Source organism: Thalassotalea mangrovi (genome assembly GCF_005116735.1).
In the GTDB taxonomy this organism is placed as follows: Bacteria; Pseudomonadota; Gammaproteobacteria; order Enterobacterales; family Alteromonadaceae; genus Thalassotalea_A; species Thalassotalea_A mangrovi.
Window position 1 is genome coordinate 120,693 of the sequence record NZ_SWDB01000011.1, and the last position, 13,219, is coordinate 133,911.

A 13,219-nucleotide genomic window follows, 5' to 3' on the forward strand; every position below is an offset into this window, starting at 1 on the left:
CCCATTTAAGATGTAACACTGCTTGCGTTATTCGCTGTCACCTTCCGGTGCCTGCTCTTGCTCCGCTGCGCCCTGCTCTTCGCTAGGCTCTTGGCTTTGCTCAACGTCAGAGTCATGTTCGTCCTCTGGCAATGTTTCGTCTTCTTCGATTTCATCGATTCGCTGCAGGCCAACCACATGTTCATCATCGGCAGTTCTGATCAAACGAACCCCCTGGGTGTTACGGCCAATTACGCTAACTTCATTCACCCGGGTACGAACCAGCGTACCGTTGTCCGTTATCAGCATGATTTCATCGGCATCTTCAACCTGAACCGCACCTACAACCGCGCCGTTTCGCTCACTCACTTTGATTGAAACAACACCTTTAGTAGCTCGACTCTTCGCCGGATATTCCTCTAAATCAGTACGCTTACCATAACCATTTTCGGTCACCGTCAAAATCGCACCTTCGTTCTTCGGAACAATCAAAGAAACCACTTTTTGTGTTTCTTCAAGCTTCATACCACGAACACCGGTTGCAGTTCGACCAACGGTACGAACACCCTGCTCATGGAAACGAACCACTTTACCTTCGTCAGAGAACAGCATGATTTCGTTGTCACCATTAGTGATATCAACACCAATCAGCGTATCATCATCACGAAGATTCAGGGCAATGATACCGTTAGCACGCGGACGAGAATATGCGGTCAGAGGCGTTTTCTTAACCGTACCCGAAGCCGTCGCCATAAAGATGAACTTATCTTCTTCGTACTCACGAACTGGCAGGATTGCGGTAATACGTTCATCGCTTTCCAGTGGTAATAAATTAACAATTGGACGACCACGTGCAGTACGCGTTGCCAATGGCAATTGATAAACCTTCAGCCAGTACATACGACCGCGGTTTGAGAAACACAAAATCGTATCATGGGTATTGGCAACCAGCAGACGTTCAATGAAGTCTTCTTCCTTCATCTTAGTTGCAGCTTTACCTTTACCACCACGGCGCTGAGATTCGTACTCAGATAGCGGTTGATACTTAACGTAACCCTCGTGAGATAAAGTTACAACGACATCTTCTTCATTGATCAGGTCTTCTAACGACAGGTCATGAGAAGCGGCAGAAATTTCAGTGCGACGCTCATCGCCAAACTCTTCGCGAATCGCTTCAAGCTCTTCGCGAATGACTTCCATCAAACGCTCTGGACTTGCAAGAATATGCAATAGCTCGGCGATGAAGTCTAATAACTCTTTGTACTCGTTTAGAATTTTTTCATGTTCTAAACCTGTTAGCTTGTGTAGACGAAGGTCAAGAATTGCCTGTGCCTGTTGTACCGTCAGGTAATATTGACCATCACGAATACCGAACTCAGGCTCTAACCACTCTGGACGTGCGGCATCGTTACCAGCACGTTCAAGCATTTCCGACACATTACCCAAGTCCCAACCTGTGCTGACAAGCGCTTCTTTAGCTTGTGCAGGTGTTGGTGAGTTTTTAATTAACTCAATGATAGGGTCGATATTACTCAGTGCTACGGCTAAACCTTCAAGGATGTGTGCACGTTCACGAGCTTTGCGCAGTTCGAAAATAGTACGACGAGTTACTACTTCACGACGGTGCAGAATAAATGCTTCAAGCATTTCCTTAAGGTTGAACAATTTTGGCTGACCATCAGTCAGGGCAACCATATTGATACCAAAGGAAACCTGCATCTGGGTTAGCTTGTATAGATTGTTTAGTACAACTTCACCAACTTCACCGCGTTTGATTTCGATCACCATGCGCATGCCGTCTTTATCAGACTCATCGCGAAGTGCCGAAATACCTTCTAAACGTTTTTCCTTGACCAGCTCTGCCATTTTTTCGATCAGTCGAGCTTTATTCACCTGATAAGGTAGCTCGTGCACGATAATGGTTTCTTTACCCGTTTTCTCGTCCACTTCAACTTCGGCACGGGCACGGATATTTAACTTACCACGGCCGGTACGGTAGGCTTCTTCAATACCGGCTTTACCGCTGATAATACCAGCAGTTGGAAAATCAGGCCCTGGGATATATTCGATCAGTTCTTCCATGGTGATATCACTATTGTCGATCATAGCAATACAGCCATTTACCACTTCCGTTAAATTATGTGGTGGAATATTGGTTGCCATGCCAACGGCAATACCAGAAGAACCATTGATCAGGAGGTTTGGTACCCGGGTCGGCAAAACCGCAGGCATTTTTTCCTGGCCATCATAGTTAGGAACAAAATCAACGGTTTCTTTTTCCAGATCAGCAAGCAACGCATGGGAAATCTTTTGCATGCGAATTTCGGTATAACGCATAGCGGCAGCTGAATCGCCGTCCACGGAACCGAAGTTACCTTGTCCATCTACCAGCATGTAGCGTAAGGAGAATGGTTGTGCCATACGAACAATAGTATCGTAAACCGCAGTATCACCATGAGGGTGATATTTACCGATTACGTCACCCACGACACGGGCAGATTTCTTATAGCCCTTGTTCCAATCGTTACCCAAATCGTGCATCGCGTATAAAACACGGCGATGAACTGGTTTCAGACCATCACGAACATCGGGTAATGCACGTCCTACGATTACACTCATGGCATAATCAAGGTACGAGTTCTTTAACTCGTCCTCGATATTGACTGGAATGATTTCTTTTGCCAGATCGGTCATAAAATGATGCTTTCCCTAAATCAGCAAGTTGCTTTGTGTTTTTTTATTGGTGCAGAATCTTAGCATAAACTAGCAGATTTCTGCACGGCTTTATTGAGGATTTGACGTTAGCAAACTTCCCGCAACATTTGTAGCATTAATTGCATAATCGTGTAAATTTGCCGGGATATTAACAACACCATTTAAGTAGGTGCTTTTTAACTCAAGGTTTACATCAAGGTCGTGGTTCGATATATAATACCTATCACGAACGCTTTCACCTGTACGTGCATTCCAGCGATTCTAATCCCTGCCTTCAGCTGTGCAACCGCATTTAAGTTGTGCTCAGAAATTAAGGCCTGGGTTTGATCAAAGGCTCAGTCCGGATAGTCAATGATTAACGTTGCAATAACATCAGGCTGTGCGTGCCTAATAAAGGAGCAATTTGGCCGTAATGAGTAGTAATGACATGCCATTAACCACAGTGACTGTGCTGTATTATGATATTCACACTCTCGAATTCAATCACCAGGTCGGCCAGTTTCCCAAAGCCGAACATGGCCGGGTCGTCATTGATGAGGAATTTAAACGCGATAAGTCGATCATTGCCGTCTGTCGTGGCGAAGTGAAAGTTTTGAATAAAATTGGTGATCGGATTAACGATTAATACCAATTTAATCAATATATACTTTTATACAACACAGCTATTTCATCGTCGTGATGGCAATTATCAACTAACCGGCACATTGCGACGTCTGTGTAACCCTTTTGGATCTTAAAATATGAGCCAACCCGTAAACGTAAATCCGCAAGAAATTGAGAAATTTGAAAAAGTAGCCAGCCAGTGGTGGGATCCGGAAGGCGATTTTAAGCCTCTGCATCAAATTAATCCGCTACGACTGAGTTTCATCCAGTCCCACTGTGGTTCATTATTCGATATGACCAGTATCGATGTTGGCTGTGGTGGCGGTATTCTCGCCGAAAGCATGGCTCGTATAGGCGCTAAAGTCACAGGTATCGACCTTGGTGAAGAACCTCTGAACATAGCTAAGTTACATGCTTTGGAAGCCGGTGTTGAGCTCGATTATGAGAAAATCCCTGTCGAAGAAAAAGCCCAGCAGTTGCCAGAACATTTTGATTTAGTGACTTGCATGGAAATGCTTGAGCATGTTCCCGACCCACAATCCATTGTCAGGGCCTGTGCAGCCATGGTAAAACCCGGCGGTAAAGCGTTTTTCTCGACCCTAAACAAGACCACCAAGTCTTACCTTCTCGCCATTGTTGCAGCAGAGAAACTGCTGAAACTGGTACCAGATGGCACCCATGACTGGAATCACTTTATCCGCCCTTCACAATTGATCGGCTGGGCGGAGTCCGCTGGACTGCGTTGCATCGATGCCACCGGCATTCATTACAACCCGATCAATCAAAACCATAAATTGGCGCCGGGCCTTGATGTCAATTACATTCTCGCCTTTGAAAAGCCAGCGCAGTAATCGACCGTCCCGATTTAACGATATGGCCAGTTGATCCTTGCTGGCCGTATTTCGTTTGATAATAATCTATAGACTGAATACCTGGTGGTAGTAACAAACAAGATGGTGTGCTTGGCGGACAACAGAGCACCTGGAGTCTTCTTTTTAACAAACAGACAGGTTAACTAATTCACTCATGAAGCACTGGCACAATAAAGGCATACTGTTTGATCTGGATGGCACACTGGTTGACACAGCGGTCGACTTGCATGCGGTGTTAAATCAGCTTCTGGCTGACCACGGGCGCCCCAAAGTATCGCTGGAGAAGATCACCCCAATCGGATCCGATGGTATCTATCCGCTGCTCGACCTCGGCTTTGAGCAAGCGCTTAATCAAGCCGATAAAGAGTGTTTAAGAGCCGAGTTCATTGCCATTTACCAACAACACCCTACTCGCTTTAGCCAGTTATTCGATGGCATTGAGGACATCCTGACGACGCTTAACGCGCATCAGGTACCCTGGGGGATTGTCACGAACAAACCAACCAGCCTCACATTACCCTTGCTGGAAAAGTTTGCCGTATTAACCCACTCAAACGTTCTTGTCTGTGGCGACACCCTGGCATTCAGAAAACCTCATCCGGCGCCCATGCATCATGCCCAACAAGCGCTTGCTATTGGCGATTCAGGTAACATTCTCTATGTAGGAGATGCAAGACGGGATATTGACGCCGGTAATGCCGCCAAAATGCACACAGCAATCGCCTCATGGGGTTATATTAGCAAGGACAATGACGTTACTGACTGGGGGGCGAGATACATTATCAGTCATCCACGAGAACTCTTAGAGCTTACTATTTGAACGAATTGAATAAACAATAATCAGCAAGGTAAGAATTTGTTTTTCTTATGGTATTTTAAAGTCAATTGAAACTCGATAAGCGGCTGAAAAAATAATGCCTGAAATGGCTAAAATAATTTTAATTTAATATTTATCGCTTGCATTTTATATAGGGTGACTTTGACAGGAGCTAGTAAGTTAGTTACCACTAACCAAAATTATCTAACTAATTTCATCGTAAATAAATGCCGCTTTACAGGGGTTGCAATAACCGTCAAACCTCATTATCTTGTGACTATATCTTGTAATACCCCCTAGATATTGTGCATTTATTTTCAACAGTCACTAGTGACGTGTTGACTTGGTTTAAACGGATCATCAAGTTTTATTGGTGGTTATCAATAAAAAAAATAAATATAAAACATTAATTACAGGTTTTTCATGAACAGCAACCTCTTTGTAACCAAACGGAACGGGCAGAAAGAACCCATCGATTTAGACAAAATTCATAAAGTCATTGACTGGGCAGCTGAGGGACTAGAATCCGTTTCTGTGTCTCAAGTAGAGCTTAAATCACACATTCAATTCTATGATGGCATCAAAACGGAAGATATTCATGAAACCATCATCAAGGCAGCCGCTGACTTAATCAGTGAAGAAGCTCCGGATTATCAATATCTGGCTGCTCGCCTTGCGATCTTCCACCTGCGCAAAAAAGCTTACGGTAAGTATGAACCGCCGGCATTGCACGAGCATGTGTTGAAATTAGTTGAAGCTGGCAAATACGATAAGCATCTGATTGAAGATTATAGCGCTGAAGATTTTACCGCTATGGACAGTTTTATCGACCACGAGCGCGATAAAACTTTTAGCTATGCGGCTGTAAAACAGCTGGAAGGTAAATATCTGGTGCAAAACCGTGTAAACGGTGAAATTTATGAAAGCGCCCAGTTTTTATACGTACTGGTTGCGGCAAGTCTCTTTGCCAAGTATCCAAAGCAAACCCGGCTGGATTATGTCAAGGGTTTCTATGATGCAATCTCTACCTTTAAGATTTCCCTGCCAACGCCAATTATGGCCGGTGTGCGGACGCCAACTCGTCAGTTCTCATCTTGCGTACTGATTGAAACCGGTGACAGTCTTGATTCCATCAATGCATCAACTAGTGCCATTGTAAAATACGTATCACAGCGCGCCGGGATTGGCATTAACGCCGGTCGCATTCGCGCCCTGGGTAGCTCTATTCGCAATGGTGAAGCCTTCCATACCGGCTGTATTCCATTTTATAAACACTTCCAGACAGCGGTTAAAAGCTGTTCGCAAGGTGGTGTTCGAGGTGGTGCAGCAACCCTGTTTTATCCACTATGGCACCTGGAAGTGGAAAGCCTGCTGGTACTGAAAAACAACCGCGGTGTTGAAGAAAACCGTGTTCGTCATCTCGATTATGGCGTGCAATTCAACAAACTCATGTATCAACGTTTGATCAAGGGCGATTACATCACCTTATTCAGTCCTTCGGATGTACCGGGCCTGTATGATGCCTTCTTCGAAGATCAGGAAAAATTTGAACAGCTGTATGTGAAATACGAAGCGGATGCATCGATTCGTAAAAAGCGCATCAAAGCCATCGAATTGTTCACCTTGTTTGCTCAAGAGCGAGCGAGTACCGGCCGTATCTACCTGCAAAATGTTGATCACTGTAATACCCACAGCCCGTTTGACCCGACTGTTGCACCAGTTCGTCAATCAAACCTGTGCCTGGAAATTGCACTGCCAACCAAGCCATTGGAAGATGTTAACGATCCAAACGGTGAAATCGCTCTGTGTACCCTGTCAGCATTTAACCTGGGCAAAATTGAGAGCCTGGATGAGCTGGAAGGCCTTGCTGATTTAGCCGTACGAGCGCTGGACAGCCTGCTGGATTACCAGGATTACCCGGTACCGGCAGCGCATGCAGCCACGATGGGTCGTCGTACCTTAGGTATCGGTGTGATTAACTACGCTTACTACCTGGCGAAAAATGGTGTTTACTATTCAAACGGCAGCGCCAATAACCTGACGCACCGCACGTTCGAAGCGATTCAGTATTACCTGCTGAAAGCATCAAACCAGCTGGCGATTGAACAAGGGGCTTGTCCTAAGTTCAATGAAACACGTCTGGCGCAAGGCATTTTACCAATCGATACCTACAAGAAAGAAATCGATAAGGTAACCAATGAGCCATTGCACCTTGACTGGGAAGGATTGCGTGAGAGCATTAAACAACACGGTGTTCGTAACTCAACCGTTTCTGCACTAATGCCATCAGAAACATCGTCGCAAATCTCAAATGCCACCAATGGCATTGAGCCGCCACGAGGTCTTATCAGCATTAAAGCAAGTAAAGATGGCGTGCTTAAACAGGTAGTCCCTGAGTATGAGCGCCTGAAAGACAACTATGAGTTGTTGTGGAATATTCCAAGTAACGATGGTTATCTTGAACTGGTCGGTATCATGCAAAAGTTCGTTGACCAGACGATTTCCGCAAATACTAATTACGACCCGTCAAAATTTGAAAATGGTAAAGTGCCGGTTAAGCAGATCCTTAAAGACATACTGCTGGCCTACAAGCTTGGCGTGAAAACCATGTACTACCATAATACCCGCGATGGTGCTGATGACAGCATGGGGGATATGGAAGACGATGGTTGTGCTGGCGGCGCTTGTAAGATATAACCAACAGGCCGTACACCACTGTTGAGAATTTTACAGAAACCCCAGTGTTCTTCCCCTTTAGGCACTGAGGTTTCTTTCGTTTTAAATTACCAAGGTTTTAGCAAGTTCCAGTGAGCGGAACTGCAGGAGCAATCATGGCGTATTCAACGTTTAACCGAGTAAATAATGATCCATTACTCGAGCCAATGTTCATGGGTAACACAGTTAATGTCTCCCGTTATGATCAACAAAAACATCCAATTTTCGAGAAGTTAATCGAAAAACAACTGAGCTTTTTCTGGCGTCCGGAAGAAGTCGATATTTCTAAGGACCGTGCTGACTGGCAATCACTGACTAAGTCAGAACGGCATATCTTTATCTCCAACCTGAAGTATCAGACGTTATTGGACTCCATTGCAGCACGCAGCGTTAATGTCTGTTTGTTACCCTTGGTATCAATTCCGGAGTTAGAAACCTGGATTGAAACCTGGGGCTTTTACGAGACTATCCACTCGCGCTCTTATACACACATTCTGCGCAATCTGTTTACGGATCCAAGCGAAGTGTTTGATGATATTGTTATCAATGAAAACATCTTAAATCGCGCCAGCGCCATTTCGCAGTATTTCGATCGCCTGATTCTGCTTTCGCAACTGTATCAGTCACAGGGCGAAGGAACTTACGATATCGAAGGTGAGCAGGTCATCGTTTCACAGCGCGAAATCAAAAAGGCACTGTATCTTTCTGTATGTTCAACTAATGCCCTGGAAGCGATACGTTTCTATGTGTCTTTTGCCTGTTCATTTGCCTTTGCTGAGCGTGAGCTTTTGGAAGGCAACGCAAAAATCATCAAGCTAATTGCTCGTGATGAAGCCGTGCATTTGACCGCGACCCAGCACATTTTAAATTTGTGGGCGAGTGGCAAAGATGATCCGGAAATGGCTGAGATTGCCAAAGAGCTACATGACGAAGGCTTGGCATTGTTTTTAGATGTGATCGAGCAGGAAAAACAATGGGCGGATTATCTGTTCAAAGACGGTTCAATGATTGGTTTAAATGCTGAGATCTTAAAACAATATATCGAATACCTGTCAAATCAGCGCTTAATCGCCATTGGTTATGAACCGCAGTTCGCCGTCAAATCCAACCCATTGCCGTGGATTAATGCTTACCTTTCGAGCGACAATGTTCAGGTGGCACCACAAGAGACGGAAATTTCTTCATATCTGGTTGGTCAGACTGACAGTGCGGTTGACAGCAGTGACTTCGAAGACTTCGATTTGTAAACCTGCAGCATAATGGGTAACAAAGTTTGCGTGAATGAGCGGATGATTGACTGTGAGTTTGATCTTCAGGCACATAAAAATTTACTGGAATTTTTTGAGCAGCAAAATATTGAAGCCCATTATCACTGCCGCGACGGGTTCTGTGGAGCCTGTCGCGTTGAATTACTGCAAGGCTCAGTGGCATACACCAATGGTGAGCCACTGGCATTTATTCGTGAAGGGGAAATTCTCCTGTGCTGCAGTGTACCTACCTCAGATATAAAACTTTCCTGCGATTAACGATTGTTTCTATTTAAACCTGTTCATTCTTCGCTGAGATGACCATAATATCACTTGCTCACAGCAGCGCACTGCCCTCTTTTGCAGGCAGCACTAATCAAGCAAAGTATAATGTTTCTTTACATCATCAATAAATGCCTGCCAGGTCTCATCAGGTTGCCAAATCGCTAATAAATCCCGTTTAGCCGTTTCATCCGACTCATTTAACTGAGTTACCCGATAAAGATAGGTAAAAACAGAGCCACGCCAGTTTAATTTACAATGAGTTAGAGTAATGCCTTCACTACCTCTGTCGTCCTGCATCGCCGCTACGTATTGCTCAAAGTCTGCCAGGGTTGGGTTTTCCCAGATCACGGGAATATTGACATAAACCAACCCCAGATCCGTCGTCAATGTCTGTTCTTCGCTGCGATCCCCAGGAATTAAATCAATGACCTTAGTTACCCCAGAGGCCTTTAATGCAGCAAACTGGTTTCTGTCTGGCAGGCCTGAACTCATCATTTTGGCATTGTTTACCTGATAATTCTTTAATTCAGCTAAAGCCATTTGCGAGTCGGCCGCGGTTGCTATTGCCAACGTTAAGTTAGCGAAATTAATAGCAATCAAGGTCAAAATAAAACGCAGGTTTTTCATGTGGCTGTCCTTTATGTGAATACATCGTCTGATTAATCTGAATATCTTTTAGTCACTCGCCATGGCGGATTCAGGCGATTTTCACCCGCCCAGTAAAGTTTAATTATGTTATTACTCGGGTCTTTTAATATGGCTTCGCGCCACAGGTACCTTTGATCTTCTGGTTCCTGGTCAAATTCGATGCCTCGTTGCTTTAACGTTGCGACCAGGGTATCGAGATCTCTATGCTCAAAATATATCACTGATCCGTTGTGCACTGGTTCATCTTGCAGTGCCAGTGAAAATGTCCCGTCTCCGTCGGGACAGATAAACCTGGCATAGTGTGGTGTGTCGACAATTTGAGTAAAACCCAGGGTCAGATAAAAATGTACCGACTGCTCCATGTCATTAACAGGTAGTGTGATTTGATTTAAGTTCATAAATCCCTCTACAAGCATTCATTGTGGAACATAGCCAACTGTTTAGATTTATAGCCCCCAATTTTTAGATGGTCTATATTTCCTAACGTTGACTCTGTCCTTACTGATGAAATCGCTTAAATCTTAAAATCTAATTGAATATATAAAGTAGCTTTAACCGCTACCCCACCCTCAAACTTAGGGGCATATCGCCATTGTTTTATCGCATCAAGACTTTCTTGGATAAAGTATTTTTTATCACTGGAAGCGATTACACTAGGCTCAACAACAAAGCCTTGTTCATCAACCTGGAACTCTACCTGAACCCATCCCTCTAGATTTCTTCTTACAGCTTCAGAGGGATAAAGCGGCTCTACACGGTATAAGGGTACTTGTTCCTGGTTAGGATCCCAGGGCGTCATTTTTCCAATAGCAACGCAATGCTCAGTAGCCTTATCGCTATTTTTCCTATTTTCGTATGCGCCGACAAGAAATGCTCTGCTTGATAATTCGTAGGGGTGCGTAACACCATCAATTGACTCGAAAATTTCAACATTCTGTTCCAATATTTCGATGCTTTTCTTTATTTTTCCTTGATTGCGATAATACTGTGCTAACCAAATCCTTGCTTCAATGAGTCTTACATCGTCTTTTGGCAACTCTGCTTGAAATTCCTTATATGCTTTTAGAATTGTGCGACTGGTAGAACCGGGAATCGACAATAGCACTTGTCCAATTCTTAGCTTAATCGTTGCACTGGCCAGAGGATCTGTATCATAAAGTTCGTCCGCGATATCAAGGGCTTTATGGGCATAGCTCCTAACATACCATCTATCGTTTCCTAAATTACTCTTGGCCTGTTGATAATAAATATCGGCGATTTCTACAGAGTTCTCCGGGTATGTTAGCTTGTATATTGACAAGGCTTGTTCAAAAAGTGCATTTATCTGGTCATAGTTGTCCCTCAACTCATAGGCATAATTCAACGCAAGGGAGCCGCAGTTGATATTTTCTTGACCATAATACTCACACCCTAATTTGTAACTTTTCTGTGCTAAGTTGCGGCGAATACTTATATCACGGTCCTGCACGGCTTTTTGATAGTCCTGATATGTATTTTGAAATTGTGTTTGTAAATCATCCTGAGCGAATGAAGTTAGTGATAATGACAATAATGAGGGAAACAACAATCCTTTTAGCACGGCATAATCCTTAATAAAGCTGCTTTAAGAAACCGAAATACGATATCATAGTTGTTAAATTTAACGCAAAACAACAGCTAATATTTAATCGATTGTGAACTCGTAACCAGCGGGGCAAATATGCTTTACGACGAGGTAACAAATGGTCAACTGCTTTTATATCCTGGGGTTTCGCTGAGCAACTGTTTACTGCGCACAAAAATACCATTGCCACGGCCAATTTCCCTGCCCTGCTCGTCATAAACCACGGCTTCTGCAATAAATTGGCTACGATTTTTATTAACGACGTTACCAATCGCTTTCATGGTTCCGATTGAAACAGGACGCGTCAGATAGGTAGTAAACGAAGTGGTCAGCACAAATACATCCGGTTCTAGCGAGTTGGCGGCAAAGAATGCCGCGTCATCAAGCATCTTAAAATACACACTGCCATGCACGGCACCAGCGCCATGGTGATATCTATTATCCAGGCTGATTACAATCTCTGACCGCCCTTCACTTACAGTCATTGTTGGTTGATAAAAGTCGTTAATTGGTGCGCAGGCATACATGCGCTCTAATCGACGAAAATGTTGTTGCGTCATGGCCAATACCTAACCCGGTAACTTAAATTCCTTATAGCCACGATAACACAATTATTTTTAGGATACAGAAACAGTTAGAGTAATGCCTGATACCGATACCGGTAATGTCAAGGGGCATACCTTTTCCAATAGATCATTCGTTTTATTAACATTCGCGCTTGTTATTTACGAAAAAATCCCAATGATTAATATATGGGCAGAAAAACATCATGTGATAGAAAGTTTTCCATCCTGCTAACATTAGTAGTTGGTGTGCTGATCTCTTTCGCATCCACTAATACCCAGAAAACTATTGTCACTGAACAGCTTGATATCAGCAACGTTGTCAATATTGTAAGCGACTTCGAATCAGATCTGCCAGATACGTTTCTTCCTTCCAACACCACCGAAATAAATGCCATTGGCTATGTAAGGATATTGATTTTTACCAGTAGCTTGCTGCTAGTGGTATTTTTATTTAATGTCCAGGCTCGCGCACCTCCAGGAAATCTTTGATTGCTAAATATAATAATTCAATTAATTTCTCGAGGTGTTTATGAAACATTTATCTTTTTATCCAGTGACTTCCGTCGATGAACTTACTTTCCCGGAAACTCCACAGTCGATTGATGTCTTTATGTCAGCATTACTGGTATTCAACGATTTTGAAGTCAACCAACCTATGGTCATCGATGCATCAACAAGCGCCGATGATGCAGTAAAAATCATGCAAAAATCACACGTCACGATGAAAATCGTGGTAGATCACAACAAACATTTTCTCGGTTTAGTGAACCTGGAAATGCTGAATAGTCAGCAAATCATGAAGAAGATTAACCAGGGGCAAGACAGAGCCAACCTGATGGTTACTGACTTTATGAAGCATAAGCATGAGTTAATGGCATTTGACTATCAGGAGCTCAGCAAAGCCAGTATTCAGGATGTTATCTATTCACTGAAAAATAGTGGTCATCGCCTTTGCCTGGTGGTTGATCATAAAACTCATAAAATTCGCGGTATCATCTCGGCAAGTGACATCGCACGAACATTAAGATTGCCAAGCTACACCTTGTTAGATGTCAGTTTTTACAACTTGTATCAGGAGCTATTCAGTCAGAAAGCCAGCTAATGTAATCGAGTTTTCCCGGTAAGGAATTCAAAATCCCTGTCCGACAAACAACTAGCTCAATCCTGAA

At 43.7% G+C, this 13,219-nt stretch carries 13 protein-coding genes; 8 read left to right on the top strand and 5 right to left on the bottom strand.

Going from position 1 to position 13,219, the window contains the following annotated elements; genetic code table 11:
- Positions 1–27 precede the first annotated feature (27 nt).
- Positions 28–2,673: a DNA topoisomerase (ATP-hydrolyzing) subunit A gene (gene gyrA / locus E8M12_RS06615; protein WP_136735311.1), complete on the bottom strand. Its 2,646-nt coding sequence runs from the start codon at positions 2,671–2,673 to the stop codon at positions 28–30.
- A 433-nt stretch (positions 2,674–3,106) separates the two neighbouring features.
- Here gyrA and E8M12_RS06620 point away from each other — a divergent pair, with 433 nt between their 5' ends.
- From E8M12_RS06620 to yfaE, 6 genes are all read left to right on the top strand, one after another.
- The gene (locus E8M12_RS06620; RefSeq protein ID WP_246034040.1) at positions 3,107–3,319 is read left to right on the top strand and encodes a TIGR02922 family protein; all 213 of its coding nucleotides are present in this window, start codon (positions 3,107–3,109) and stop codon (positions 3,317–3,319) included.
- 115 nt (positions 3,320–3,434) lie between these two features.
- Entirely contained in the window at positions 3,435–4,148 is a 714-nt protein-coding gene (gene ubiG, locus E8M12_RS06625; RefSeq protein ID WP_136735312.1) for a bifunctional 2-polyprenyl-6-hydroxyphenol methylase/3-demethylubiquinol 3-O-methyltransferase UbiG, read from the top strand.
- A gap of 175 nt (positions 4,149–4,323) precedes the next feature.
- On the top strand, positions 4,324–4,989 hold the full coding sequence (locus E8M12_RS06630) for an HAD-IA family hydrolase (protein ID WP_136735313.1): 666 nt from the start codon (positions 4,324–4,326) through the stop codon (positions 4,987–4,989).
- A gap of 420 nt (positions 4,990–5,409) precedes the next feature.
- Positions 5,410–7,683 (top strand): class 1a ribonucleoside-diphosphate reductase subunit alpha, encoded by a 2,274-nt coding sequence (gene nrdA / locus E8M12_RS06635; RefSeq protein ID WP_136735314.1) that lies wholly within the window; start codon positions 5,410–5,412, stop codon positions 7,681–7,683.
- A 134-nt stretch (positions 7,684–7,817) separates the two neighbouring features.
- Entirely contained in the window at positions 7,818–8,948 is a 1,131-nt protein-coding gene (gene nrdB / locus E8M12_RS06640; RefSeq protein WP_136735315.1) for a class Ia ribonucleoside-diphosphate reductase subunit beta, read from the top strand.
- Positions 8,949–8,960: 12 nt separating this feature from the next.
- Positions 8,961–9,227: a class I ribonucleotide reductase maintenance protein YfaE gene (yfaE, locus tag E8M12_RS06645; protein ID WP_136735316.1), complete on the top strand. Its 267-nt coding sequence runs from the start codon at positions 8,961–8,963 to the stop codon at positions 9,225–9,227.
- 93 nt (positions 9,228–9,320) lie between these two features.
- On the opposite strand, the gene E8M12_RS06650 is transcribed toward yfaE, so the two are convergent.
- The 4 genes from E8M12_RS06650 to E8M12_RS06665 form a co-directional block, all read right to left on the bottom strand.
- On the bottom strand, positions 9,321–9,860 hold the full coding sequence (locus E8M12_RS06650; RefSeq protein ID WP_136735317.1) for a protein tyrosine phosphatase family protein: 540 nt from the start codon (positions 9,858–9,860) through the stop codon (positions 9,321–9,323).
- 32 nt (positions 9,861–9,892) lie between these two features.
- Positions 9,893–10,279, bottom strand: a complete 387-nt coding sequence (locus E8M12_RS06655; RefSeq protein WP_136735318.1) for a VOC family protein — start codon at positions 10,277–10,279, stop codon at positions 9,893–9,895.
- Between the two features lie 116 nt (positions 10,280–10,395).
- Complete coding sequence (locus E8M12_RS06660; RefSeq protein WP_136735319.1) at positions 10,396–11,460, bottom strand: TonB family protein; 1,065 nt, start codon at positions 11,458–11,460, stop codon at positions 10,396–10,398.
- Between the two features lie 146 nt (positions 11,461–11,606).
- Positions 11,607–12,044, bottom strand: coding sequence for a PaaI family thioesterase (locus E8M12_RS06665; protein ID WP_136735320.1), 438 nt, complete (start codon positions 12,042–12,044; stop codon positions 11,607–11,609).
- 192 nt (positions 12,045–12,236) lie between these two features.
- Here E8M12_RS06665 and E8M12_RS06670 point away from each other — a divergent pair, with 192 nt between their 5' ends.
- Both E8M12_RS06670 and E8M12_RS06675 read left to right on the top strand, forming a co-directional pair.
- The gene (locus E8M12_RS06670) at positions 12,237–12,539 is read left to right on the top strand and encodes a hypothetical protein (RefSeq protein ID WP_136735321.1); all 303 of its coding nucleotides are present in this window, start codon (positions 12,237–12,239) and stop codon (positions 12,537–12,539) included.
- Positions 12,540–12,579: 40 nt separating this feature from the next.
- A complete protein-coding gene (locus E8M12_RS06675; RefSeq protein WP_136735322.1) occupies positions 12,580–13,152 on the top strand; it encodes a CBS domain-containing protein in 573 nt (190 codons plus the stop codon).
- Positions 13,153–13,219: the final 67 nt, after the last annotated feature.